Below are 25365 nucleotides of genomic sequence, written 5' to 3' on the forward strand. Positions count from 1 at the left end.
TTCTGTTGAATGAATCGTCATCTTGGGTATTTGATTGTATCTAAGGCTGCGTCGCCATATCAAAAGGGGCGGTGCAGTCGTCGCACAAACACTCTCTGTTGTTTTAGTGATTTAGGTTACTGAAATGATAGGGTCAAGCGACTAAGTGCATCTGGTGGATGCCTTGGCGATCACAGGCGATGAAGGACGTGTAAGCCTGCGAAAAGCGCGGGGGAGCTGGCAATAGAGCTTTGATCCCGCGATATCCGAATGGGGAAACCCACCGCTTAGGCGGTATCCCTGACTGAATACATAGGTCAGTGGAAGCGAACCGAGTGAACTGAAACATCTAAGTAACTCGAGGAATAGAAATCAACCGAGATTCCGTAAGTAGTGGCGAGCGAACGCGGAACAGCCTGTACGTGTTATGGATTGTGTTAGTGGAAGGTTCATGGAAAGGACCGCCGTAGTGGGTGATAGCCCCGTACACGAAAACACATTCCAGGGACTAGGCGTACGAGAAGTAGGGCGGGACACGCGAAATCCTGTCTGAAGATGGGGGGACCATCCTCCAAGGCTAAATACTCGTGATCGACCGATAGTGAACCAGTACCGTGAGGGAAAGGCGAAAAGAACCCCGGGAGGGGAGTGAAATAGAACCTGAAACCGGATGCATACAAACAGTGGGAGCGGACTTGTTCCGTGACTGCGTACCTTTTGTATAATGGGTCAGCGACTTACGTTCAGTAGCAAGCTTAACCGAATAGGGGAGGCGTAGGGAAACCGAGTCCGAATAGGGCGATTTAGTTGCTGGGCGTAGACCCGAAACCGAGTGATCTATCCATGGCCAGGATGAAGGTGCGGTAACACGCACTGGAGGTCCGAACCCACTAGTGTTGCAAAACTAGGGGATGAGCTGTGGATAGGGGTGAAAGGCTAAACAAACTCGGAGATAGCTGGTTCTCCCCGAAAACTATTTAGGTAGTGCCTCATGTATCACTTCCGGGGGTAAAGCACTGTTATGGCTAGGGGGTCATTGCGATTTACCAAACCATGGCAAACTCTGAATACCGGAAAGTGCAATCATGGGAGACAGACGGTGGGTGCTAACGTCCATCGTCAAGAGGGAAACAACCCAGACCGCCAGCTAAGGTCCCAAATGATCAGTTAAGTGGTAAACGAAGTGGGAAGGCCCAGACAGCCAGGATGTTGGCTTAGAAGCAGCCATCATTTAAAGAAAGCGTAATAGCTCACTGGTCGAGTCGTCCTGCGCGGAAGATGTAACGGGGCTCAAACTGATAACCGAAGCTGCGGATGCACAGTTTACTGTGCGTGGTAGGGGAGCGTTCTGTAGGTCTGTGAAGGTGTCTCGTAAGGGATGCTGGAGATATCAGAAGTGCGAATGCTGACATGAGTAGCGATAAAGCGGGTGAAAAGCCCGCTCGCCGAAAGCCCAAGGTTTCCTACGCAACGTTCATCGGCGTAGGGTGAGTCGGCCCCTAAGGCGAGGCTGAAAAGCGTAGTCGATGGGAAACGGGTTAAAATTCCCGTACTTTTATGTAGTGCGATGTGGGGACGGAGAAGGTTAGGTCAGCAGACTGTTGGAATAGTCTGTTCAAGCCGGTAGGCTGGGGTGGTAGGCAAATCCGCCGCCCCTTAAGGCCGAGACGTGATAACGAGGGTCTACGGACCTGAAGTGACTGATACCACGCTTCCAGGAAAAGCCACTAAGCTTCAGCTACATAAGAACCGTACCGCAAACCGACACAGGTGGGCAGGATGAGAATTCTAAGGCGCTTGAGAGAACTCAGGAGAAGGAACTCGGCAAATTGATACCGTAACTTCGGGAGAAGGTATGCCTGTTGAGGTGTAGTGATTTACTCACGAAGCTTTGACAGGTCGCAGAGAATCGGTGGCTGCGACTGTTTAACAAAAACACAGCACTGTGCCAACACGAAAGTGGACGTATACGGTGTGACGCCTGCCCGGTGCCGGAAGGTTAAGTGATGGGGTGCAAGCTCTTGATCGAAGCCCCGGTAAACGGCGGCCGTAACTATAACGGTCCTAAGGTAGCGAAATTCCTTGTCGGGTAAGTTCCGACCCGCACGAATGGCGTAACGATGGCCACACTGTCTCCTCCTGAGACTCAGCGAAGTTGAAGTGTTTGTGAAGATGCAATCTCCCCGCTGCTAGACGGAAAGACCCCGTGAACCTTTACTGTAGCTTTGCATTGGACTTTGAACAGACTTGTGTAGGATAGGTGGGAGGCTTTGAAGCCAGGACGCTAGTTCTGGTGGAGCCGACCTTGAAATACCACCCTGGTGTGTTTGAGGTTCTAACCTTGGTCCGTGATCCGGATTGGGGACAGTGCATGGTAGGCAGTTTGACTGGGGCGGTCTCCTCCCAAAGTGTAACGGAGGAGTTCGAAGGTTACCTAGGTACGGTCGGAAATCGTGCTGATAGTGCAATGGCAAAAGGTAGCTTAACTGCGAGACCGACAAGTCGAGCAGGTGCGAAAGCAGGACATAGTGATCCGGTGGTTCTGTATGGAAGGGCCATCGCTCAACGGATAAAAGGTACTCCGGGGATAACAGGCTGATACCGCCCAAGAGTTCACATCGACGGCGGTGTTTGGCACCTCGATGTCGGCTCATCACATCCTGGGGCTGTAGCCGGTCCCAAGGGTATGGCTGTTCGCCATTTAAAGTGGTACGTGAGCTGGGTTCAAAACGTCGTGAGACAGTTTGGTCCCTATCTGCAGTGGGCGTTGGAAGTTTGACGGGGGCTGCTCCTAGTACGAGAGGACCGGAGTGGACGAACCTCTGGTGTACCGGTTGTCACGCCAGTGGCATCGCCGGGTAGCTAAGTTCGGAAGAGATAACCGCTGAAAGCATCTAAGCGGGAAACTCGCCTGAAGATGAGACTTCCCTGGAGGCTTGACCTCCCTGAAGAGTCGTTCGAGACCAGGACGTTGATAGGTCGGGTGTGGAAGCGCTGTGAGGCGTGAAGCTAACCGATACTAATTGCTCGTGAGGCTTGATCCTATCATTTGAGTGACTTGGAGAACCAGGTGACGATGATGGAGTGTTGTGCGACACAATTAAATACCGAATATTCGAGGGTTGGTTTGAAACCGGCCCAGGCTTCTTGAGTTTGTACCAGTTTATGTCTGGTGGCCATAGCGAGGTGGTCCCACGCCTTCCCATCCCGAACAGGATCGTGAAACGCCTTAGCGCCGATGATAGTGTGGCATTCGCCATGTGAAAGTAGGACACCGCCAGACGCCCGATAAGCGAAACCCCAGCTCGATGAGCTGGGGTTTTTGCGTTGTGCGGCCGAAACGCACGACCCCGAAAAACAGCCCCGCCGGAGCAATCCGGCGGGGCTGTTTTGCGTCGATCCGGCCGTTTGTCGTCGCTTAGGCTACTTCCGTCGGCCGCTCCATCGTGGATGACTGACCATACCCTATGCTGATGGTAATGGTTGACAGCCATTCTCATAACGTTTGGGAGGCCGGGAAATGGACGGGAAGCGGGGGGCGCGCGGCTTTACCATGCTGGAGATCCTGATCTCGTTGCTGGTGCTGGCGATGGGCGTGCTGGCGGCGATCGCGGTGATGCTGAACGCCGAGCGGGCCAGCGGCTCCAGCTATATCCGCCAGATGGCGAACCAGTACGCCTACGACATGGTGGACAGGATGCGGGCCAACCCGGCCCAGGTCAGCGCCGGCTCCTACGATGTCGCCTCCGGCGTCAGTCCGTCTACCTTCCAGAGCAATTGCGTGTCCAGCGCCTGCACCGCGTCGGCGATGGCCGGCTACGACAAATACCAGTGGCTGAGCGATCTGCAGAACAATCTGCCTAGCGGCACCGGCAGCATCTATCCGCCGACCGGCGGGGCCAGCACCGAGCGCGTGGTTCAAGTGTGGTGGAGCGACGGCAACGCCGCCAGCGGCGGCACGGTGCAGACCCAAATCGTGAGGACCATCATGTGAAGCCGCGCGCGCAGACCGGTTTTTCCCTCGTCGAGTTGATGGTGGCGATCACCATCGGCTTGTTGCTGCTGACTTCGCTGGTCAGCGTGATGGTGGCGGGGCGCAAGGACTATTCGACCAATTCCGGCCAGGGGCAGTTGCAGAACGCCGGCACCACGGTCTCCAGCCTGATCGGGCAGACGGCCCGAGGCTCCGGTTTCTTCGGCTGTTCCGGCGCGACGACTTCCAACGCCCTGGTCAGCGCCACCGGCCTGTTGGCCAATTTCAACACGCCGGTGACCGGTTACGACGCGGTGCTGGCGTCGTCGACGCTGACGATTTCGGCGCTGAACGGCAGCAACGACAGCACCTTGACCGATTGGAGTCCGACGCTGGACTCCAGTCTGCAGGGCAAGGTGGCCAAGGGTAGCGACGTGCTGGTTTTCAGCGGCCAGACCAACGGCACGGTGCCGCTGTGGGTCAATGTCTACGCGTCGGCCGGCGCCACGGCCTTGAAGACCCAGTCGGCGTCCGGCGTGGCGACCAACAATCTGTTGGCGGTCTCCAATTGCGGCCATTCGTCGATCATGAAGGTCAGCAGCGTAGGCACCGCCAGCGGCGGCAATGTGATCAATCTTTCCCAGGCGCTGGACAGCGATTACCCGGTCGGTTCGGTGGCGTCGCCGTTGTCGCAGACCGCCTATTTCGTCGGCCAGGCCTCCGGCGCGCAAAGCGCGCTGTACCAGGCGGTTTACGACGGAACGACTTCCAGTTGGCAGACGACGCCCATCGTGCCCGGCATCGACGCCTTGCAGGTGTGGTACGGCATAGGCAGCACGCCGGGCGTGACCACCCAGTATCTGACGGCCAATCAGGTGAGCAACTGGAGCCAGGTCAACAGCCTGCGGCTGGCGGTGTTGCTGGAGGGGCCGAAAGGCTCGGGGCCAACCACGCCGTCCGGACGCAGTACTTGCGTCAATCAGACGCAGTGGACGCTGCTGGGCGCCACCGTTACCGTGCCGTGCGACGCCCGGCTGCGCCATGTCTACACGATGACGGTCGCATTGAGGAATGCCGGCTTATGAACCCGAACCGCTTTTCCCGCCGGGGCCGCGCGTCGCAACGCGGCATTGTGCTGATCGTCGCGCTGATCTTCATGCTGGTGGTGATGATTCTGGGCCTTGCCGGCAGCACGCAGTCGCTGACCCAGCTGCATCTGGCCAGCAACAACGTGCAGTACCAGAACAATCTCCAGTTGGCGGAGGGCACGCTGCGGCAGGCGTATTCGGCGATGCTGCAGGGCACGTTCGCCAGTCAGACCTATACCACGTCCGGCAGCAACGGCTACTACCAGTTCAATGCCAGCAGCCTGCCGATCTGGCAGCAGAATCTGAATACCTCGTCGTTCTGGACCGATAGCACCAAATCGATTCCCGGCTACACCGGCACGCCGCCCAGTTCCAGCGTCACCAGCAGCTATGTGGTGGAGAGCATGCCGGCCGCGTGCCGCGCCGGCGCCAGTTGCGGCAACCGCGGCATCTACGGCCAGGTGGCCGGCGGCAACAACTACCGGGTGACGGCCCGGGTCGTGACTTCCACCGGCGCCAGTCCGGTGGTGGTGCAGGCGATTTTCACGCAGTGAGGCGGATATGGCGAAGCAGACAAAATTGATGCGCATCGTCGGCAGCATTGCGCTGCTGACCGGGCTGGCCTTGGCGGCCTTCTGGGTGCGCGGCGCCGGCTCCACCGCCACGCTGGCGATTTCGCAGGTGCCGCTGACCATCACCACGCCGGCGCGGCCGCAGGTGGTGATCGCGGTGACCAATTCCCAGTCGATGGACGGCAGCACCATCACTTATTGCAACGGTACCGGCAACAGCAACGCCAATTGCAGCAATGGCTTCTCCACCACCTATACCGGCCGCGGCGGCGCCCTGATGACCGGCTCCGGCGCGGTGTCGGGGCTGACCGGCTCGTCGTCGCCGACCAACTACCCGGTGCCGTCCGGCTTCACGCCGCCGATCAGCGGCGGCGCGGCCGGCAGCTCGCAGCCGTATACGTCCACGGTGTCGCTTGGCCGGCTGGGCGACAACAGCCCGTCGCGGCTCAACGTCGCCAAGGCGGGGATCCTGTCCATTCTGAACACCTATCTGGCGACCACCGACTTCGCGCTGCTGTCCTACCAGGTGAGCAATCCCACCTTGAACACCACCTGGGTTTACTACATGTCGCCGCCGCTGGGCTTCGGCTTCACCGCCACGCCGTTCGCCAACAGCTATGTCGACAGCGTGATCAACCCTTGCTACAACTATCTGTCGCTGGGCATCTTGTTTTCGACGATCAAGGTCAATTGCGCGGCGATGGCGCTGGGCATGGGGATCAGCGGCGTCACGATGAGCCTGGCGCCGTACATGACGGTGGCGGCCACCAGCGACGACGCCAGCATCAACGACGTGCTGTACAGCACGTCCAATCAGGCACCGATCTTCCTGACCTACGGCATCGTCAGCCCGTCCAACCCGTATACCTACTATACGCTGAACAATTACAAGAGCGGCTCGGTCAGCGTGTCGTACAGCGCGGTGGCGCCTGGCGGCTTGTTCAATTACTGGGCGACTTCGCCGACCAATGCCGGCTATGTGCCGTACTCGCCCGGGGTGATGTATGTGCAGCGGGGCTGGGGCTATAGCGGATCGCAATCGTATAGCGCGGCCAAGAGCAATGTGGCGATGACCAGCCTAGGCTCGACGCCGTCCAGCTCGGCGATCACCACCTCTTACAACACCTTCTCGCCGTATCTGCAGCCGGAAACCAATTCCGCCAGCACGACGGAGATCAAGTCGTCGGCCGGGCAGTCGCCGATCTACGCGCTGTTGAAGACGGCGCAGACCTCGTTCACCAGCAGCTCGTCCAGCAGCGGCTGCACTTCGCAGAAATACGTGGTGTTGGTCACCGACGGCCTGCCGACGCAGGACAAGAGCGGCAATCTGTGGCCGCCGGTCGGTTCCGCCGCCGCCGCCGGCTATGGCGTCACCGCCAGTTTCAACGCCGACGGCTCGCTGAATACCAGCGGCACCAACAGCCAGGCGCTGCTGGACACGATCACGCAGATCCAGACGCTGGCCAGCAGCGGCATCAAGACCTATGTGATCGGCCTGGGCGCCGGGGTGGCGCCGGCGGAGAATCCGACCGCCGCCAAGGCGCTGACGGCGATGGCGGTGGCCGGTGGCACCGGCAGCTATTACCCGGCGGTGAACGCGGGCGCGTTCAGCACCGCGCTCGGCGCCATCTTGGTGCAAATCCAGAAGGGCAGCTACGACCAGGCCTCGGTGGCGCTGAACAGCGCCACGCTCAGCACCGGCTCGCAGGCCTTTCTGGCCAGCTTCAATCCCAGCGACACGCCGAACAGCGACTGGACCGGCAATCTGTCGGCCTATTCACTGGGTTCTAGCGGTTCGCTGAATGTCGGCACCAGCGCCTTGTGGCAGGCCCAGACCCAGGTCGACACCTTCTCCAGCGGCAGCGCCTGGCAGAACAGCCGGCTGATCGCCACCTGGGACGGCGTCAACAAGAAGGGCGTGCCGTTCGAGTGGCCGGCCTCGGTGACGGCCAGCGGCATCAACAGCGTGCAGCAGGCCCAGTTGCAGCCGACCGATCTGAAGGGCAGCCTGCGGCTGAACTACCTGCGCGGAGACAAATCGCAGGAGGTGCAGAACGGCGGCGGCTTCCGCAACCGCAGTCATCTGCTCGGCGACATCATAGACAGCTCGCCGATCTACGTCGCCAAGCCCAACGGGCCGTATGTCGACAGCAGCTACCAGACCTTCATCAACAACAACGCCAGCCGCACGCCGATCCTGTACGTCGGCGCCAACGACGGCATGCTGCACGCGTTCAACGCCACCACCGGCAACGAACAGTTCGCCTTCGTGCCCAACGGCGTGTTCTCCAATCTGTATCAATTGACCGCGACGAGCTACAACAACAACCACATGTATTTCGTCGACGGCACGCCGCAGGTCGGCGACGTGATGTTCAGCGACAATAGCTGGCATACCATCGTCACCGGCGGCCTCGGCGGCGGCGGCCAGACGGTTTACGGGCTGGACGTCACCACGCCGTCCAACCTGACCACCGAGGCGGCGGTGGCCAGCTCCGTGCTGTGGGAGTTCAGCGACAGCGGCATGGGCTATAGCTACGGCCGGCCGACCATCGCCCGCATCAACGCCTCGCCCGGCTTCGCGGTGTTTTTCGGCAACGGCTACGCCAGCAGCCTCAATCACGCTATCTTCTACGCGGTGAATCCGCAGACCGGCGCCACGCTGGCCAAGATAGACCTGTGCACGGTGGTCGCCAGCGCCTGCAGCAGCAGCGCGCCGCAGGGTCTGTCCGGCGTGGTGGCGATCAATAGCAGCGGCAACGCCAGCGCGGCGGTCGACACCGTCTATGCCGGCGATCTGCAGGGCAATATGTGGGTGATCAACATCAGCAACGCCAATCCGGCCAACTGGTCGGCGCGGCTGCTGTTCTCGGCGACCGACAGCAGCGGCAACCGCCAGCCGATCACGTCGGCGCCGGCGGTGACGCTGAACCCGAACTTCCCCAAGCAGAAGGGCGTGATGGTGTTCTTCGGCACCGGCCAGCTGCTGACCCAGTCCGATCTGACCAATACCAACACCCAGGCCTTCTACGGCGTTTACGACAATATGACCGTCAGCGGTCTGACGCCGTCCAATCTGCTGGCGCAGACCGAGACCGCGGTGACGACGTCGCAGTCGGGCTTCTCGACGACCACGGTCACGTCCACCACGTATAACTGGCAGAGTCCGAACCCGCCGCTGAGCTGCGTCGTCGGCAGCACCTGCCCGACGCTGTACGGCTGGTATTACACGCTGGGCTTCGCCGGCAGCGGCGCGCGGGCGCTGACCGATCCGCAGTTGTTCGCCGGCAATGTGGTGTACACCACTTTCACGCCGTCGTCGACGCCGTGCACCTCGGGCGGGACGTCCTTCCTGATGTCGTCTAACTACATCACCGGCGCGCCGCCGACGCAGCCCTTCCTCGACGCCAATGGCGACGGCATCGTCAACAGCCTGGATGTGTACAACCAGTTGCCGGTGTCCGGCGTGCAGCTGGGCAGTTTCTTCGCGTCGACGCCGGCCTTCGTCACCTCCAACCAGGGTGGCTACAGCGCCAGCATCCTGGTCGGCGGCGGCAATAGTTCGAGCAACGGCAATTGCGCCAACGGCCAGCTCAGCTGCACCACCAGCAGTCCGTCGCAACAATTCTATTCCTGGAGCGGCTGGTGGCAGATACAGTAGGCGTCAAACAAGAAAGGAATCGACATGCGGGGCATGAGCCTGGTGGAGTTGATGATCACGTTGGCGATAGTCGCCATCCTGGCGTCGATCGCCTATCCGGTATATTCCAACTATGTGCAGCGATCGCGCCGCAGCGACGCCTGGCAGGCGCTGACGGCGGCGCAAGCGCAGATGGAGCAGTGCTACGCGCAGTATTTCGCCTATAACAACGCGGCCTGCGCCGTGGCGACGACCTCGCCCAACGGCTACTACCAGGTGCAGATAGGCTCGGCCACCACCGCCAGCGGCTATGTGCTGACCGCCACGCCGGTGACGACCGGCCTGCAGGCCAACGACACCACCTGCAGCAGCCTCAACGTCACCAATAGCGGCGCCAAGAGTTCCGCCAACTCGCAGGGCACCGATACCAGCAACACCTGCTGGCCGCACTGAGGGGGACGCATGCGAGCAAGGGGGAGCGGCTTCACGATGATAGAGATGATGGTCACCATCGCGGTGCTGGCCATCCTGCTCACCGTCGGCCTGCCGGCCTGGCAGACCTTCGTCCAGAACGAGCGGCTGAACGCCATCCGCGACAATATGATCAGCGCGCTGGGCCAGGCGCGCGGCACCGCGGTCAACGACGACAGCGTGGTCACCGTCTGCCCGTACAGCGCGGCTTCCGGCGGCAGCTGCGGCAGCAGCTGGAGCGCCGGCTGGATCATCATCGAGACGCTGGGCTCGTCGTCGACGGTGCTGGCGCGGCAGACGCTGTCCTACACCGGCGCGCCGACGATAGGCAGCCTGGCCACCGGCAGCGCCAGCGGCACGATAGCCAGCGTCAGCTTCAATCCGCGGCCGCCGTATGTCGCCGCCGCGCAGAGCGGCGATTTCCGCATTTGCGACAACCGCGGCGCCAGTTACGCGCTGTCGTTCAATCTGCAGACCACCGGCTATGCCCAGGCGGCCGCCAGCACCGGCTACACGCTGGCCGGCGCGGCGCTCAGCTGCCCGTGAGTTGCCGGGCTTGGGCAGGCGCCGGTGACGGTGGTATGCTTCGCGACTCATCCCGTTTTGATCGCGCCGCGCGGCCGCCATCGCTGCCGCCGTCCGCGCTGGTTTCTGCGCAAGGAAAAGCATGACCTACCCGTCGCCGTCGTTTGAAGACAAGATTTGCCTGCCCGAGCAGCTGGCCGAGCGCCTGGCGGCCCTGCCGCGGCCTCTGGTGTTCACCAACGGCTGTTTCGACATCCTGCATCGCGGCCACGTCACCTATCTGGCCCAGGCGCGCGCGCTCGGCGCCAGCCTGGTGCTGGGCCTCAATACCGACGCGTCGGTCAAGCGCCAGGGCAAGGGCGACGACCGCCCGATCAATAATGAAATGAACAGGGCGGCGGTGCTGGCGGCGCTGGAATGCGTCAGCCTGGTCACCTGGTTCGACGCCGACACGCCGGCCGAGCTGATCGCGCTGATCCAGCCCGACGTGCTGGTCAAGGGCGGAGACTGGACCGTGGACAAGATCGTCGGCAGCGCGGAAACGCTGGCGCGCGGTGGCCAGGTGCACTCGATCCCGTTCCTGTTCGACACCTCGACGACCAAGACGCTGCAGAAAATCCGCGCGGCCGAGAGCAAGGCGTGAGCGAACACGCGTTCGCGGTGCTGCACCACCTGTCCGACGGCCGCTTTCATTCCGGCGAGGATATCGCCAGGGCTTTGGGCTGTTCGCGCACGCTGGTGTGGCAGGCGGTGCACGCGATCGAGGCGGAGTTCGGACTTCAGGTGTTCAGCGTGCGCGGCCAGGGTTACCGGCTGGCGCGGCCGTTCGGCTGGCTGGACGTCGTCGCGATCCGCGCCGGCCTGTCGCCGGCGGCGGCCGAGGCGTTCACGCTGGCGGTGGCCGAGCGTACCGACTCCACCAATAGCCAGCTGATGGCGCGCGCCGGCAACGGCGGCCTGCACGGCCTGGTGCTGGCCTGCGAGCAGCAGACCGCCGGCCGCGGCCGGCTGGGCCGGCGCTGGCAGGCGCGGCTGGGATCGGGTCTGACCTTCTCGCTGTTGTGGCGCTTCGAGCGCGGCGTGGCCGAGCTGGCCGGCCTGTCGCTGACGGTCGGCGCGGCGCTGGCGCGCGCTTTGCGCGGGCTGGGCGCGCCGGTGGAATTGAAGTGGCCGAACGATGTGCTGCTGGACCGTCGCAAGTTGGCCGGCATCCTGATCGAGCTGTCCGGCGACGCGCTGGGGCCGGCGACGGTGGTGATAGGCATAGGCCTCAACGTCACCGATCCGGGCGATGTCGACCAGCCGGTGGCCACGCTGGAGCAGGCCGGCGTCGCGCCGGACCGCAACCGGGTGATGGCGGCATTGCTCAACGAGCTGGAGCCGGCGCTGGCGGCGTTCGACCGCGACGGTTTCGCGCCGCTGCGCGACGAATGGTGGCAACTGGCCGCCCATCGCGGCTCGCCGGTGCGGCTCAGCTTCTCGCATGGCGAGCCGGTGGACGGCATCGCGTGCGGCGTGGCCGACAACGGCGCGCTGCAGGTGGAGACGGCGACCGGCATGCGCACCTTTCATGTCGGCGAAGTCAGTCTGAGAGCCTATTCATGATTTTTTTCCGGCATCGACCGTTTTCTGCTGGACGCAGGGCGCGCGAATGAAATTGCTGATAGACGCCGGCAACAGCCGGGTGAAATGGGCGGTATACCAGGACGCCGACTGCGTGTCGCGCGGCGCCGCCGAGCATCACGAGCTGGCCGACCTGGCCGAAGTCTGGCGCGCGTTGCCGCTGGAGGGCGCCTGGCTGTCGTCGGTGGCGAGGCGCGAGGTGGTCGACGCCTTGACCGCGGCCGCGCCGTGTCCGCTGCACCGGGTCTATGCCGAGAGCCGCTTCGGCGACGTGTGTAACCATTATCGCAACACCGCCGAGCAAGGCGCCGACCGCTGGCTGGCGGTGCTGGCTGCGCGCGAGATCTGCCGCGACGACGTCGTCGTCGCCTGCGCCGGCACCGCGCTGACGGTGGAGACGCTGACCGCCGAGGGCGACTATCTGGGCGGGCTGATCCTGCCCGGCCACGGCCTGATGCTGCAAAGCCTGGCGCAGGGCACCGCCAATCTGGACCGACAGGCCGGCGCCATCGTCGATTTTCCGCAAGGCACGCAGGACGCGCTGGCCAGCGGCGCGATGGCGGCGCTGACCGGGGCGATAGAAGGGCAGCGGCGACGCCTGGCCGACCGTACCGGCCGCGCGCCGGCCACGGTGATTCTGACTGGCGGCGACGCCGCCCGCATCGCGCCTTGGCTCGCGGCGCCGTTGCAGATCGTGGATAATCTGGTCCTCATGGGTCTACTCAAGGTGGCGAACGCGTGATGAAGTGGTTTGTGGCGCTGGTGATCGTGCTGAATCTGGTGGTGGCGATGTATGGCTCGTTGAAGCAGCGGCCGCCGCTGGACGTGCATGCCCAGGAAGTCAGTCCGGGGCAGGTGAAACTGTTGCCGGCCAACTGGACGCCGGACGCGTCGGCGCCCAAGGCGCAGGCCAGCGCGCCCGTCGCCAAGCCGGCCGCCTCGGCGCCGGCGGCCAAGACCGTCGCCAGCGCGGCCAAGGCCCAGCTTCCGGCCAAGCCGGCGGCCAAGGCCGAGGCGTCGAAACCGTCCGCCAAGGCCAAGCCGGCGCCGCAGGACAAGCCGGCCGCGGCCGCTGTCGAGCCGGCCAAGCTGGCCTGCTACCGCTGGGGCGGTTTGAACGACAGCCTGCTGGCGCGGGTCAGGGGCGGGGTGCCGACGCTGAAGCTGAAGCCGGCCCAGATGTCGGAGGACAGCAAGCAGGAGAGCAAGGGGTCCGGCCGTCTGTGGGTCTATTATCCGCCGCTGGCCACCCAGGCCGAAACCAAGACGCTGTCGGCCGAGTTGAAGGACAAGGGCTTCGACAACTACATCGTCAGCAGCGACGAGTTCAAGGGCAATCTGTCGCTGGGGCTGTTCGGCAAGGAAGACGCCGCCAAGACGCTGGTGGCGCGCCTGAAGGCCGCCGGCTACGACAAGGCGGTGATCAAGTCCAAGGACCAGCCGTCGCACCAGACCACGCTGACCTTCAAGGATCTGGACGCGGCGCAGGCCGAGCATCTGAGGGCGTTGCAGAAGCGGCTGACGCCGGGCATCGCGCTGAAGGGCTGCTGAGCGCGGCGGCGAAGCTTGATCCGGCGGCTTGCCAAGCGGGCATGTCGCAGCGCAGTATCGACAACGGCGACGACAGGTCGCCGTTTTGCTTGCCAGGCTTCCGATGACCCGACACGCCCACATCACCCGCCTGCTGGACCGCGGCCGCTTCAACGACAGGGTATTGCGCCAGCTGGGCTGGGCGATGGCCTTCATCGCCGGCGCGATCAACGCCGGCGGCTTTCTGGCGGTGCACCGCTACACCTCGCACGTGTCCGGCGTGGTTTCCGGCATGGCCGACGCCTGGGCCACCGGCGAGATCCGGCTGGCGCTGTCGCTGCTGGTGATGCTGTGCTGTTTCGTCGTCGGCGCGATGCACAGCACCTGGCTGATCCTGTGGGCGCGGCGGCAGCGGCTGCGCGGCGGCTACGGCGTGTCGATGATGGAGGAAGCGTTGCTGCTGCTGGTGTTCGGCCTGCTGGGCGCCGGATTGTCCTTGCACAAGGGCCTGTTCACGCCGCCGACGGTGATGCTGCTGTGCTTCATCATGGGCATGCACAACACCATCGTCACCAAGCTGTCCGGCGGCCTGTTGCGCAGCACCCACATGACCGGCATCGCCACCGATCTCGGCATCGAGCTGGCCAAGATGAGCTACTACAACCGCGAGCGCCACTCCCGGGTGGCCGCGGTGCGCGCCAACGGCAAGAAATTCCGCGTCTACGCGCTGATCTTGCTGGCCTTCTTCGTCGGCGGCGTGGTCGGCGCGCTGGGCTTCAAGCACCTGGGTTTCGGCTTCACGCTGCCCTTGGCGCTGTTTCTGTTTCTGCTGGGTCTCAGGCCTGCCTGGTACGACGTCAGGCTGCGCTGGCGCTGGTGGCGCGGCCGCCGGGCGTCGCGGCGCGCGCGCCATCGGCAGCTGGCGTCTTGAGGCCGCGATTTCCGCCATTCGGCCCGCCGTTTTTAGTCTTTACTTGGACGTATCGCGCCATCGCGGCACACTGCGGGTTTTCCGCGCCACGGGGCGCGGCAGCCTCAAGCCGTCGGCTGTGCACGATGGACGGCAGAAGGGCATAGGCGACGCGCCGGTCTACGTGACCTTCGACATCGACTGTCTGAACCCGTCCGCGGCGCCGCTCCCCGGCAAGGGCGCGGCGTTTTTCATTCCGCGATCGACGCGCTTCAGATCCAGGCCGGAACCGGTAGCAACAACAGGCCCAGCATCGTGATCTCGCACAGCTCGACGCCGGCGCCCAGGCAGTCGCCGGTCATGCCGCCGAGGCGGCGCTTCAGGAAGGCCCGCCAGGCCAGGCCGGCCAGCGGGGCCAGCAGCAGCGCCGGGGCCAGCCAGGCCGACAGCGCCAGCAGCGCGACCAGGTTCAGCGCCATGCCGGCCCGGTCGCGGCTCCAGGCGAAGCGCTCGCCGCTGCCCGGCGCGATGGCCGGCAGCGTCGCCGACCAGACGACGGCGAAGGCGCGCGCCCAGGCCGGCACCAGCAGCAGCGCCCAGGCCGGGCCGCCCTGGCGTGCGAGCAGCATCAGCAGCACCAGCTTGCAGGCGACGGCCAGAATCAGCGCCAGCACGCCGAAGCTGCCCAGGTGCGGGTCCTTCAGCACCTCGAAAAAGCGTTCGCGCGAACGGTGGGACGCGCCCAGCGCGTCGGCCAGATCGGCCAGGCCGTCCAGGTGCAGGCCGCCGGTGACGCCGACCCAGACCAGCAGCGCCAGCAGCGCCGCCAGCCACGGGTCGACCAGGCCGCCCAGCCGCAGCGCCGCCAGCAGCAGCGCGCCGACGATGAGGCCGACGGCGGGAAACCAGCGCGCGCTGGCCGCCAGCCACTCGGGCCGGAAATCGGCCAGCTGCGGCGTCGGCAGCCGGGTCAGGAACTGCACCGCCAGTATCAGTCCGCGCATGAGGACTCCAGCCGCAGCAAATAGGGCGGGTGACCCTCCAGCATCGACAGCTGGACGAAGCCGCCGCGCTGCACCGTCATCAGCTTGGCCACCGCGAACTCAGTGCCGAACAGCTCCGCCATCAGCACCGTGATCACGCCGCCGTGCGTCACCAGCAGCCGGTGGCTGCCGCGCGCCTCGGTCATCCAGTCGGCCAGGCCGGCCAACACCCGGGTGCGGAACTGCTCGAAACTCTCGCCGCCGGGCGGGCTGAGCCGGCCCTCGGCCAGCTCGCCGCCCCAGCCGGGGTGGGTCTGCTCGAGTTCGGCCAGCGGCTGGCCGTCCCAGTGGCCGAAATCCATTTCGGCGAAGCGCGGGTCCACTTTCAGCGTCAGCGAACCGGACAGCGCCTGCTTGACGGCGAACTCGCGGCAACGCTGCAGCGGCGAGCTGGCGATGCTGGTGACCGGCGCGAGATTGCTGATCCGCTGCCAGCTGCGGGCCAGCTGCTGGTGTCCGAGCTCGGTCAGCGGCAGGTCGGTCAGGCCGATCAGCCGGCCGTCGTGCTCGATGTCGCCGTGCCGCAGCAGCGTCAGGGTATAGGGGTTCATGCCGACTTGCCGCTGATGCCGGCTTGTTCGAAGGTGGCCATGCCGTTGTGCAATTGTACCGCCAACCGCAGCAGCGGCACGCAGACGGCGGCGCCGGAGCCTTCGCCGAGGCGCATGCCCAAGTCCAGCAGCGGCCGCAGCCGCAGCGCTTCCAGCGCCAGATCGTGGCCGGTTTCGGCCGAACGGTGGCTGGCCAGCAGCCAGTCGTGCAGCGACGGTTCGATGCTCTGGGCGCACAGCGCGGCGGCGCTGGCGATGAAGCCGTCCACCAGCGACGGCACGCCGAGGCGGGCGCCCTCCAGATAGAAGCCGGCCATCGCGGCGATTTCCAGGCCGCCCAGTTCGGCCAAGGTGTCCTGGCCGCTGAGGTTTTCCCAGGCCACCCGCGCCAGCGCGGTCTTGACCGCGCGCAGTTTGTTGGCCAGGCCGGCGTCGTCGATGCCGGTGCCGCGGCCGACCGCCTGCTCCGGCGCCGCGCCGCTCAGCCGGCAGATCAGCGCCGCCGACGCGGTGGTGTTGCCTATGCCCATGTCGCCGGCGATCAACAGATTGGCGCCGGCTTCCACCGCGCGGCGGGCGGCGGCGCGGCCGGCCTCCAGCGCGGCCTCGGCCTCGTCGGGGCTCATCGCCGACTGGCGCGCCAGATTCTGGCTGCCGGGGCGGACCTTGGCGTGGACGATGGGCAGCGCCGACACGTCGCCGGCGACGCCGACGTCGACCACCTCCAGCCGCGCGTCCAGCGCGCGCGCCAGCACGCAGATGGCGGCGCCGCCGTTGGCGAAATTGCGCACCATCTCGGTGGTGACCGCCGACGGAAACGCCGATACGCCCTCGGCGGTGACGCCGTGGTCGCCGGCGAAGACGGTGATGGCCGGACGCAGTTCTTCCGGGCAGGCGCGACCCTGCCAGGCGGCGAAGCGGCAGGCCAGCTCCTCCAGCTGCCCCAGGCTGCCGGGCGGCTTGGTGAGGACGGCTTGTCGGGCGCGGGCGGCGTCGCGGGCGGAAAGATCCAGTGGCTTGCTGCTGTTCATGGTTTGGGCCTGCTTAGGGATGGACGCGAGTCCGGGAATAGAGGGGCTGCGCTGTTCGCAACAGGATCTTGAACAGGCTCTAAGCATATTACCGCTTGACCGGTGCCGCCAAAAGTCCGGCAAGGTATAATCGCCGCCTTGCAGGTGTCCGTCTTGCGCTGCCAAGCGCATCCGGATCAAACGGGAAGCCGGTGAAGCCGGCGCTGCCCCCGCAACGGTAAGGCCTGGCGCGCACGCGCCCAGGCGGCGCATGGCCACTGTCCAACGATGGGAAGGCGCGCCGCCGGCAAGGCCGAGCCCGGAGACCGGCCTGCATGCCCCGGCCGGAAGCCGTGGACCACTGGAGAATCGCGGGGAGGCGATCCGACAGACGATCCGGTTCTGCCGCGACCTGTTTATGCATGTCCTCTTCGCACTTCGACGATGCCCGCTTGCGGGAGAAATCCAATCATTGGAGTGTGTTTCATGTTCAAGCCCCAAATCTGCGCGCTGGCCGTCGCCCTGGCCTGCGCCGCCGCCCACGCCGACAACGCGCCGCAAACCGCTGGCGACCCGGTGATCGTGACGGCGAGCCGTATCCCGCAGAAAGTCTCGTCGCTGCCGGCCAACGTCAGCGTGATCACCGCCGCAGACATCGCCAACAGCACGGCGACGACGGTGCAGGATGTATTGTCGGCTTATGCCGGCATTCATGTTTTCAACAGCTCAGGCTCGGCCAACAGCGCGATGGTCGATCTGCGCGGTTTCGGCATGAGCGGCAACAGCAACACCTTGATCCTGGTCGACGGGGTGCGCCAGAACACCAACGATCTGGCGGCGGTGAATCTCGGCTCGGTGGCGCTGTCCAGCGTTGAGCGCATCGAAGTGGTGCGCGGACTCGGCGGCGTCGCTTACGGCGGCGGGGCCACCGGCGGCGTGATCAACATCATCACCAAGTCCGGCGCGGCCAGCGGCGCCAGTGGCAGCGTCACGCTGACCGGCGGCAGCTACGATTTGCGTCAGCTGGACGCCGATCTGCACGCGGCCAATCAGTTCGTCGCGCTGGACGGCTATATCCAGTCGATGAAGACCGGCAATTACCGGCAGAACAATGCCGAGCGCAACGACAACGCCGGCTTCACGCTGACCTTCAAGCACGATGGCGGCGACATCAAACTGTTCGCCAAGACCGCCAATCAGGGCCTGCGCCTGCCGGGGCCTATCATCATGGACCCGGCCAACGGCCTGAATCCGCTGGCGACCTACCCGGTCGGCACGCTGACGCCCAACAGCTATGCCTCCACCGACACCACCAGCGGTGGCGTCTCGCTGAACCAGGAGCTGGGGGCGGGTACGCTGTACGCCGACTTGTCGCGCCGGCACAAGGATGCCGATTCCTGCGCTCAGTTCGTCGGCAGTTCCGGTTGCTCGCTGGACCAGCGCAGCCTGGACGAGAATACGGCCAGCGTCCGTTACGAGCTGCCCATCGGCAAGCATAAACTGAGCTTCGGCGGCGACTGGCTGGACAGCTCGATGAGCGTGCTGAACTCGCTGAACAACGAGCAGACCTCGCAGCGCCACGTCGCTTATTTCGTCGACGGCCAGTTCGCCTTGTGGCAGGGCGCCACACTGTCGGCGGGTGGCCGCCAGCAGTTGGTGGACGACAAGGTCAACGCCACTGTCGGCGGCGCCAATCTGTCGACGATAGACACCAGTCTGCATGCCTGGTCGTTGGGCCTGAAGCAGGCGTTCGGCGGCGGCTGGAGCGCCTATGTCCGTGCCGGACAAAGCTTCCGCCTGGGCAATGCCGACGAAGTGACCTATACCAACGGCCTGCCGCTGCAGCCGCAGCAGTCGCACGACAAGGAAGTGGGCGTGGAATGGGCGGGCGAGCGCGCGCACGCCAAGCTGGCTGTGTTCCGCAACGATCTGAGCAACGAGATCGCCTACAATCCGTTTGCCGGCCTGGGCGGCGCCAATGCCAACCTGCCAGCCACCCGTCATCAGGGTGTGGAGCTGGAGGGCGGCTTGAAAGTGACATCGACGGTCGACCTGAACGGCAATCTGAGCTGGACCGAGGCGACTTATCGCGCCGGCGCCGGATTGGCCGGCAAAACCATTCCGATGGTGCCCAGGTTGATGGCCAACGCGGCCGCCAGCTGGCGCTATTACGAGGGCGGCAAGCTGGCGTTGTCGGCGCAATACGTGTCGGAGCAGTATTTCGACAACGACCAGAGCAACAGCTTCGGCAGCAAGCTGCCGGGCTATATGGTGGTGGACGCCAAGCTGACCCAGGATTTCGGCAAGCACGTGACGGTGGCGCTGAGCGCCAACAATCTGTTTGACCGACATTACGCGAGCTATGGCGGCACCTGGTACAGCAGCCCGACCGCCTACTCGCTGTATCCGGCGAACGGGCGCAATTACCAGGCCGCCGTGACCTACAAGTTCTGAGCGATATGCCCCATCTGATCACCGGCGGCGCCCGCAGCGGCAAGAGCCGCCATGCCGAGGAATTGGCCGGCCGCCATAGCGGGCCGGTCTGTTATCTGGCCACCGCCGAGGTGCGCGACGCCGAGTTCGCGCGCCGGGTCGAACGCCACCGCGCGCAGCGGCCGCCGCACTGGGACGTGGCCGAGGCCGGGCGGGGCCTGGCCGCGGCCATCGCCGCGCGCGACGCCGCCGACGGCCTGCTGCTGATCGACTGCCTGGGCATGTGGCTGATGCGTTTCTTCGGCGAGGCCGGTTTCGACGAGGCGGGCTACGCCGCCGAGCGCGACGCGCTGCTGGCGGCGCTGGAGCGCGCCGTCGGCGAGGTACTGCTGGTCAGCAACGAGGTCGGCTGGGGCGTGGTGGCGGCCGACGTCGAAACCCGCCGCTTCGTCGACGAGCTGGGCCGGCTCAATCAGCTGATCGCCGCCCGTTGCGGGCGGGTGACGCTGGTGGCCTGCGGCCTGCCGCTGGCCTTGAAGGGGATGGCGTGAGGCCGGCGCTGGCGGGCCTGTGCCTGCTGCTGGCCGCGTTGGCGGCGCGCGCCGCCGTCAGCGTCGAGGACGGTCGCGGCCAGACGGTGACGCTGGCGCAGCCGGCGCGGCGCATCGTCAGCCTGGTGCCGCACGCGACCGAGCTGCTGTTCGCCGCCGGCGCCGGCGGCAAGGTGGTGGCCACCGTCGATTACAGCGATCACCCGGACGCGGCGAAGAAGCTGCCGCGCGTCGGCGGTTTCACCGGTTTTAGCCTGGAGGCGGTGTTGCGACAGAAGCCCGACCTGGTGGTGGCCTGGCAGGACGGCGGCACGCCGCGCGAACTGGAGCGGCTGAGGCGGCTGGGCGTGCCGGTTTTCGTCAGCCATCCGCTGCTGCCGGACGACGTCGCGAAGGAAATCGCGCTGCTCGGCAAGCTGGCCGGAACCGACGCCGAGGCGGCGCGCGCGGCCGCGGCTTACCGCCAGCGGCTGGCGGCGTTGAAGCAGCGCTATGGCGACAGGCCGGCGGTGCGAGTGTTCTACCAACTGAGCCAGGCGCCGATCTTCACCGTCAGCGCCAACAGCTATATCGATTCGCTGATCCGGCTGTGCGGCGGCGTCAATGTGTTCGCCGGCCTGTCGCAGCCGGCGCCGCAGGTTTCGATCGCCGCCGTGGTGGCGGCGCGGCCGCAGGCCATCGTCGCCGGCGACGACGCCACGCTGGCGATGTGGCGCGGCTGGCGCGAGATGCCGGCGGTGGCCGGCGGCGCGCTGCTGGCGCTGCCGGGCGACGCCGTCAGCATCCCCGGGCCGCGGCTGGCCGACGGCGCCGAGCAGCTGTGTACCCGGCTGGAGACAGCGCGGCGACGGCTGGGTTTGACGACCAAGTAGCCGCCCGTTATCCTCGCCGCCATGGACAATGAACTGGAATACCTCGAATCCCGCGTCGCGGCGCTGATCGTCCGCATCCGGGAACTGGAAACCCAGAACGGCCGCTTCGCCGAGGCGCTGTCCGAAGCGCTGAAGGAAAACGCCGAACTGAATTTCCGCGTCAACGAAACCCGCAGCCGGGTGGCGGCCCTGGTCGCGCGTCTGCCGGCGCCGCCGGAGGATGAGCAATGAGCGACGTGGTTCAGGTCGACATCGAACTGTTGGGCCGTCAATTCACCATCGGCACGCCGGCCGACGAGCAGGAGACGCTGCGCGAGGCGGTGCGGCTGCTGGAGGGCAAGGTCAACGCGATCCAGCAGAACGGCAAGGTGATGGATACCGACAAGATCGCCATCATGGCCGCGCTGAACATCGCCCACGATCTGTTGAAGACCAAGGTCGGAGAGGGCTTGGAGATGGCGGCGTTTCAGCGTAAAATACGAAACATGAGCGAAGCCGCCGACGAGGCGCTTCGCCAGAACCAACAGCCGCTGTTCTGAACGGCGGCAAGCACAGGTCAGTTTACCCCCTGCGGTGTTCGCGAAGGCACACAATTCCTTTGTACCAATGCGTTCGCTTTTGGCTGCCAGCGTGAGACACGGGCGAGCCGCGTCCCTTGTGGATGCGCCCGAAGTGTCTGGCAGGCGGCCCCTCCTGGAAACAGGGTACAAGCGAATTTAGCCCGAACGGCACTCGCGGGGGTTCCCCCTTCATCATGACCGCATCCTCCCCCGCAATCGACAAGACGACGCTGCGACGCCAGCTTCGCCGCGCCCGCATCGCGTTGACGCCGGCCTATCGCGCCGCGGCCGCCTGCGCCGTCGCGCGCCATGCCTCGCGTTTGCTGAAGCGCGGCAAACGCGTCGGCGGCTATGTCGCCGCCGGTTCGGAGCTGGATCTGTCCGATTTGCTGAACGCGGCGCTACGGCGCAACGTGGCGGTGTTCCTGCCGCAGATTCCGCGACGCGGCCGCCGGCTGTGGTTCACCGGGCTGGACGGCGGCGACCGCTGGTATCTGCATCCGCGCTACCGCATTCTGGAATACGCTGGCGCCCGGTTGCGCGCCGAGCGTCTGGACGTATTGTTCGTGCCCTTGCTGGGTATAGATCGGGACGGTTTCCGGATGGGGCAGGGCGGCGGTTTCTACGACAGCACGCTGGCCTTTCGCCGCCGGCATGCGCTGAGCGGCAAGCCGCTGCTGGTCGGCGTGGCCTTCGATTGCCAGCTGGTGGACGCGGTGCCGCGCGAGGCGTGGGACGTCAGGCTGGACTGGCTGTTGACCGAGTCCGGCCTGAGGCGGCTGCCGCTGCGGAGGCCGGGCGCATGATATTGCTGCTGTTGTTGCCGCTGCTGATCGCCTGCCTGCTGGGCCGTCTGGCCTGGTGGTGGTGGCTGCCCTACGCCTTGATGGCCGCGCCGACGCTATTGGCCTACTGGCTGGACAAGCGCGCGGCGCTGCGCGGCCGCTGGCGCGTTCCGGAAGCCCGATTGCAACTGCTGCACCTGGCCGGCGGCTGGCCCGCCGCCTGGCTGGCCCAGCGGGCCTTCCGCCACAAGACCCGCAAGCAGCCCTTCCTGGCTCTGTACTGGCTCAGCGCGCTGGCCAATATCGTGTTGCCGCTGGGCTGGCTGTGGATGGCCGGTCGTTAGCGCCAGCCGCGGCGCGGACCGTAGTCGTAGTAATACACCGGGGCCACCGGCACCACCGCCGCCGGGCGCACCACCACCGGGCCCGGCGCGACGCCGTACGGCGGGGCCACCACGCAGCCGGCCAGGCTGCCGACCGCGACGACGGCCAGAATCCATTGTTTCATTTTCGTGCTCCTGTGACACCGGACAGCTGCCTGTCCCGTTACCGCCAGCATACGAAGCAATCTTTCCAGTAAGATTGAGCAAGTCTTTTCCCATCCACTCAGCGATTAACAGATATTGCCCATGCGCTACTGGCTGATGAAGTCCGAACCCGAAGAAGCCTCGATAGACCATCTGGCCGCCGAACCCGCGCGGCTGTTCGAATGGACCGGCGTGCGCAACTACCAGGCGCGAAATTTCATGCGCGACGACATGCGTCCCGGCGATCTGTTGCTGTTCTGGCACTCGTCTTGCCCCGAACCCGGCATCGCCGGCATCGCCGAAGTGGCGTCCGCCGCGCACCCGGACTCCAGCCAGTTCGATCCGGCCAGCCCCTACCATGATCCGAAGTCCGATCCGACCAATCCGCGCTGGCAGTGCGTGGACGTGCGCTTTGTCGAGAAGACGCGGCTGCTGCCGCCGGCCGAGCTGCGCGAACACCCGCCGCTGGAAGGCATGACGGTGCTCAAACGCGGCAACCGCTTGTCGATCACGCCGGTGGCGGCGGACGAGTGGGCGTACTTGATGGATTTGCTGGGCGTGCGTCATCGACGCTGACGCTTGGCGAGCGGATATTCCTGTGTAATATTTTGGCGTTTCCATTCCGAGAGGCGCCATGTCTACCATCGAACCGCGCAATCAGCGCGTAGACTGCCTGCGCGGCGTAGCCATCGGCAGCGTGTTGCTGCTGCATTTCTCCTTGGCCTATGGCATCAAGGACAGTCTCTTGGGCAGCTTGCTGTCGGCGCGGCTGCTGGGCGCGCTGGCGCGCAACGGCAACTACGGCGTGACGATGTTCTTCGTCGTCTCCGGTTTTCTGATCGTGTCGCAGTCGCTGCGGCGCTGGGGCAGCCTGCCGGCCATCGACATCCGCTCTTTCTACGTGCAGCGCTTCGCCCGCATCATGCCCTTGCTGCTGCCGACGCTGGCGCTCATCGTCGCGCTGGGCAGCCTGGGCCTGCCCCATTTCAGCAATACCGACGGCGGCCACCATTTGCCGGCCTCGTATTTTCTGGTGGCGGCCGGTTCGGTGCTGACCTTCTGGCACAACTTGTTGATGCAGTCGGTGGGCTATTTCAACTATTGCCTGAACATCTATTGGTCGCTGTCGGTGGAGGAGGTGTTCTACCTGGCGTTGCCGTTGCTGAGCCTGGCGCTGAGGCGGACTTGGCTGTTGCTTGCGGTTTGCCTGCTGCTGATCGTCGCCGGTCCGTGCTACCGGGCGGCGCATCCTGACAATGAAATCGACTATCTCTACGGTTACCTGGCCTGCTTCGACGCCATCGCCATCGGCTGCTTGAGCGCCCTGGCGGCGGGCCGCGTCGCGCCTGTCGGCAGCCGGGCCCGGCTGCTGCGCTGGACGAGCTTGCTGGCGCTGGGTGGGGTCTATCTGCAGGGCATCGCCGGCAACCAGGTGTTCGGCTTCAGCTGCGTTGCGCTGGCATGCGGCCTGTTTCTGTTGGGGGCGGCGCGCGCGCCGGACTTGAACGGCTGGCGCGAGCGGATCACGCGCCCGCTGCGCTGGCTGGGGCGGCACAGCTATGAGCTGTATTTGCTGCACATCGTCGTGTTGGCGGGACTGCGCGATCTGCTGCCGCGCGATGCGGTCGGCTATTGGCAGCGCTTGCCGCTGCTGTGCGTTTTCGTGGCCGCGTCGGCGCTGCTGGCCCATTTGGCCGCCCGTTACTGGTCGGAGCCGTGCAACCGGGCGATCCGCCGGCGCTGGCTGCGCCGAGCTGACGAGCGGAGTCGGCGGCCCAGTGCGGGGCGGCGGGATTCTCTGGCATGATGGCAGCCGATATCGGCGAAGGGGATGGCCATGTTGTCGTATGAATTGTTGGCCGCGCTGCTGGCCTGCGGCGCCGTCGCCGGCTTCATGGCCGGCCTCTTGGGCGTAGGCGGCGGCCTGATCATCGTGCCGGTGCTGGGCTGGGCGCTGACGGCGGCGCGGCTGGGCGGCGAGCATGCGCAGCATCTGGCGGTCGGCACCTCGCTGGCGGTGATGGTGTTCACCAGCCTGTCCAGCGTGCGCGCCCATCACAAGAAGGGCGCGGTGGACTGGCGCATCGTGCGCGGCATGGCGCCGGCGATGGTGGTGGGCACCTTGCTGGGCAGCCTGGTCGCCGGCTGGATTTCCGGCGCCGTGCTGCGCTGGTTCTTCGTCGCCTACGCCTACGCGGTGGCGGCGCAGATGCTGATCGGACGCCAGCCGCAGGGCGGACGGGGGATGCCCGGCTGGAGCGGACAGGGCGCCGCCGGCGGCGCCATCGGCATGATTTCCAGCTGGGTGGGCATAGGCGGCGGCTCGATGAGCGTGCCCTTCATGAGCTGGTGCAATGTGCCGGTGCACACGGCGATAGGCACCAGCGCGGCGCTGGGCTGGCCTATCGCCATTTCCGGGGCCGCTGGCTATCTGATCAGCGGCTGGGGCGCGGCCGGTCTGCCGTGGGGCAGCGCCGGCTTCGTCCATCTGCCGTCCATGCTGGCGCTGATGCTGATGACGGTGCTGTTCGCGCCGCTGGGCGCGCGGGCCGCGCACAGGCTGCCGGTTCCCCGCCTGAAGAAGGTGTTCGCGCTGCTGATGGCGACGATGGCCAGCGAAATGCTGTACCGACTGCTGTGAACGCCTTGTTTTTGTGCGGAAATTAGACACTCTGTCCACTTTTCGGCATGTCCTTTCCCCCGCTTTTGCCGATATAATCGA

25 protein-coding genes, 2 rRNA genes, 1 other RNA gene and 1 riboswitch are annotated in these 25365 nt (G+C 65.3%); of the genes, 24 read left to right on the forward strand and 4 right to left on the reverse strand.

Annotated elements, in window-relative coordinates; all coding sequences use genetic code 11:
• Positions 1-131 precede the first annotated feature (131 nt).
• The 13 genes from CXB49_RS22180 (at position 132) to CXB49_RS22240 (ending at position 14332) form a co-directional block, all read left to right on the forward strand.
• Positions 132-3023, forward strand: a 23S ribosomal RNA gene (locus CXB49_RS22180).
• Positions 3024-3147: 124 nt separating this feature from the next.
• Positions 3148-3262 (forward strand): 5S ribosomal RNA (rrf, locus tag CXB49_RS22185).
• Positions 3263-3499: 237 nt separating this feature from the next.
• Complete coding sequence (gene pilV, locus CXB49_RS22190) at positions 3500-3973, forward strand: type IV pilus modification protein PilV (protein WP_101710375.1); 474 nt, start codon at positions 3500-3502, stop codon at positions 3971-3973.
• A complete protein-coding gene (locus tag CXB49_RS22195) occupies positions 3970-5037 on the forward strand; it encodes a PilW family protein (RefSeq protein ID WP_158301005.1) in 1068 nt (355 codons plus the stop codon). Before pilV ends, CXB49_RS22195 begins: the two co-directional genes overlap by 4 nt.
• Positions 5034-5594 (forward strand): PilX N-terminal domain-containing pilus assembly protein, encoded by a 561-nt coding sequence (locus CXB49_RS22200; protein WP_101710377.1) that lies wholly within the window; start codon positions 5034-5036, stop codon positions 5592-5594. The genes CXB49_RS22195 and CXB49_RS22200 overlap by 4 nt, the downstream gene beginning before the upstream one ends.
• Positions 5595-5601: 7 nt before the next feature.
• Positions 5602-9273: a pilus assembly protein gene (locus tag CXB49_RS22205; protein ID WP_101710378.1), complete on the forward strand. Its 3672-nt coding sequence runs from the start codon at positions 5602-5604 to the stop codon at positions 9271-9273.
• Positions 9274-9297: 24 nt separating this feature from the next.
• Complete coding sequence (locus CXB49_RS22210) at positions 9298-9705, forward strand: type IV pilin protein (protein WP_101710379.1); 408 nt, start codon at positions 9298-9300, stop codon at positions 9703-9705.
• A gap of 9 nt (positions 9706-9714) precedes the next feature.
• Positions 9715-10269 (forward strand): GspH/FimT family pseudopilin, encoded by a 555-nt coding sequence (locus CXB49_RS22215; RefSeq protein WP_101710820.1) that lies wholly within the window; start codon positions 9715-9717, stop codon positions 10267-10269.
• A 121-nt stretch (positions 10270-10390) separates the two neighbouring features.
• On the forward strand, positions 10391-10891 hold the full coding sequence (rfaE2, locus tag CXB49_RS22220; protein WP_101710380.1) for a D-glycero-beta-D-manno-heptose 1-phosphate adenylyltransferase: 501 nt from the start codon (positions 10391-10393) through the stop codon (positions 10889-10891).
• Positions 10888-11853, forward strand: a complete 966-nt coding sequence (locus CXB49_RS22225; protein ID WP_101710381.1) for a biotin--[acetyl-CoA-carboxylase] ligase — start codon at positions 10888-10890, stop codon at positions 11851-11853. The genes rfaE2 and CXB49_RS22225 overlap by 4 nt, the downstream gene beginning before the upstream one ends.
• Before the next feature lie 46 nt (positions 11854-11899).
• Complete coding sequence (locus CXB49_RS22230) at positions 11900-12613, forward strand: type III pantothenate kinase (RefSeq protein WP_101710382.1); 714 nt, start codon at positions 11900-11902, stop codon at positions 12611-12613.
• On the forward strand, positions 12613-13422 hold the full coding sequence (locus CXB49_RS22235; RefSeq protein ID WP_101710383.1) for an SPOR domain-containing protein: 810 nt from the start codon (positions 12613-12615) through the stop codon (positions 13420-13422). Before CXB49_RS22230 ends, CXB49_RS22235 begins: the two co-directional genes overlap by 1 nt.
• A gap of 103 nt (positions 13423-13525) precedes the next feature.
• Positions 13526-14332 (forward strand): YoaK family protein, encoded by an 807-nt coding sequence (locus CXB49_RS22240; protein ID WP_199406738.1) that lies wholly within the window; start codon positions 13526-13528, stop codon positions 14330-14332.
• A 251-nt stretch (positions 14333-14583) separates the two neighbouring features.
• Here the strand turns inward: CXB49_RS22240 and cobS are convergent, their stop codons facing one another.
• The 3 genes from cobS to cobT are packed head-to-tail and all read right to left on the reverse strand — an operon-like array spanning position 14584 to position 16936.
• On the reverse strand, positions 14584-15315 hold the full coding sequence (cobS, locus tag CXB49_RS22250) for an adenosylcobinamide-GDP ribazoletransferase (protein ID WP_101710386.1): 732 nt from the start codon (positions 15313-15315) through the stop codon (positions 14584-14586).
• On the reverse strand, positions 15303-15905 hold the full coding sequence (locus CXB49_RS22255) for a histidine phosphatase family protein (RefSeq protein ID WP_101710387.1): 603 nt from the start codon (positions 15903-15905) through the stop codon (positions 15303-15305). Before CXB49_RS22255 ends, cobS begins: the two co-directional genes overlap by 13 nt.
• The gene (cobT, locus tag CXB49_RS22260; protein ID WP_101710388.1) at positions 15902-16936 is read right to left on the reverse strand and encodes a nicotinate-nucleotide--dimethylbenzimidazole phosphoribosyltransferase; all 1035 of its coding nucleotides are present in this window, start codon (positions 16934-16936) and stop codon (positions 15902-15904) included. The genes CXB49_RS22255 and cobT overlap by 4 nt, the downstream gene beginning before the upstream one ends.
• A 125-nt stretch (positions 16937-17061) precedes the next feature.
• A riboswitch (cobalamin riboswitch) is annotated at positions 17062-17265 on the forward strand.
• Positions 17266-17401: 136 nt separating this feature from the next.
• On the opposite strand from cobT, the gene CXB49_RS22265 reads away from it, so the two are divergent.
• From CXB49_RS22265 to CXB49_RS22300, 8 genes are all read left to right on the forward strand, one after another.
• On the forward strand, positions 17402-19369 hold the full coding sequence (locus tag CXB49_RS22265) for a TonB-dependent receptor (protein ID WP_158301006.1): 1968 nt from the start codon (positions 17402-17404) through the stop codon (positions 19367-19369).
• 5 nt (positions 19370-19374) lie between these two features.
• Positions 19375-19899, forward strand: coding sequence for a bifunctional adenosylcobinamide kinase/adenosylcobinamide-phosphate guanylyltransferase (cobU, locus tag CXB49_RS22270; RefSeq protein WP_101710390.1), 525 nt, complete (start codon positions 19375-19377; stop codon positions 19897-19899).
• The gene (locus CXB49_RS22275) at positions 19896-20771 is read left to right on the forward strand and encodes a cobalamin-binding protein (protein ID WP_101710391.1); all 876 of its coding nucleotides are present in this window, start codon (positions 19896-19898) and stop codon (positions 20769-20771) included. Before cobU ends, CXB49_RS22275 begins: the two co-directional genes overlap by 4 nt.
• 21 nt (positions 20772-20792) lie before the next feature.
• On the forward strand, positions 20793-21002 hold the full coding sequence (locus CXB49_RS22280) for a hypothetical protein (protein WP_101710392.1): 210 nt from the start codon (positions 20793-20795) through the stop codon (positions 21000-21002).
• Complete coding sequence (locus CXB49_RS22285) at positions 20999-21310, forward strand: cell division protein ZapA (RefSeq protein ID WP_101710393.1); 312 nt, start codon at positions 20999-21001, stop codon at positions 21308-21310. The genes CXB49_RS22280 and CXB49_RS22285 overlap by 4 nt, the downstream gene beginning before the upstream one ends.
• A gap of 23 nt (positions 21311-21333) precedes the next feature.
• Positions 21334-21516: non-coding RNA, 6S RNA (gene ssrS, locus CXB49_RS22290), on the forward strand.
• 9 nt (positions 21517-21525) lie between these two features.
• Positions 21526-22137, forward strand: coding sequence for a 5-formyltetrahydrofolate cyclo-ligase (locus CXB49_RS22295; RefSeq protein ID WP_101710394.1), 612 nt, complete (start codon positions 21526-21528; stop codon positions 22135-22137).
• Positions 22134-22460: a DUF1294 domain-containing protein gene (locus tag CXB49_RS22300; protein WP_101710395.1), complete on the forward strand. Its 327-nt coding sequence runs from the start codon at positions 22134-22136 to the stop codon at positions 22458-22460. Before CXB49_RS22295 ends, CXB49_RS22300 begins: the two co-directional genes overlap by 4 nt.
• Here CXB49_RS22300 and CXB49_RS23810 read toward each other — a convergent pair.
• Positions 22457-22624 carry a hypothetical protein gene (locus tag CXB49_RS23810; protein ID WP_158301007.1) on the reverse strand — a complete coding sequence of 56 codons (168 nt, stop codon included), beginning with the start codon at positions 22622-22624 and terminating at the stop codon, positions 22457-22459. The genes CXB49_RS22300 and CXB49_RS23810 overlap by 4 nt on opposite strands.
• A gap of 121 nt (positions 22625-22745) precedes the next feature.
• Between CXB49_RS23810 and CXB49_RS22305 the strand changes: the two genes are divergently transcribed.
• Genes CXB49_RS22305 through CXB49_RS22315 form a run of 3 tightly spaced genes read left to right on the forward strand, consistent with a single transcriptional unit; the run spans position 22746 to position 25284 of the window.
• On the forward strand, positions 22746-23219 hold the full coding sequence (locus tag CXB49_RS22305) for an EVE domain-containing protein (protein WP_101710396.1): 474 nt from the start codon (positions 22746-22748) through the stop codon (positions 23217-23219).
• 58 nt (positions 23220-23277) lie between these two features.
• On the forward strand, positions 23278-24450 hold the full coding sequence (locus CXB49_RS22310; RefSeq protein ID WP_101710397.1) for an acyltransferase: 1173 nt from the start codon (positions 23278-23280) through the stop codon (positions 24448-24450).
• Between the two features lie 30 nt (positions 24451-24480).
• Positions 24481-25284 (forward strand): sulfite exporter TauE/SafE family protein, encoded by an 804-nt coding sequence (locus tag CXB49_RS22315; RefSeq protein WP_101710821.1) that lies wholly within the window; start codon positions 24481-24483, stop codon positions 25282-25284.
• Positions 25285-25365 lie beyond the last annotated feature (81 nt).

Origin of the sequence: Chromobacterium sp. ATCC 53434, from assembly GCF_002848345.1 — a bacterium.
Classification (GTDB): Bacteria; Pseudomonadota; Gammaproteobacteria; order Burkholderiales; family Chromobacteriaceae; genus Chromobacterium.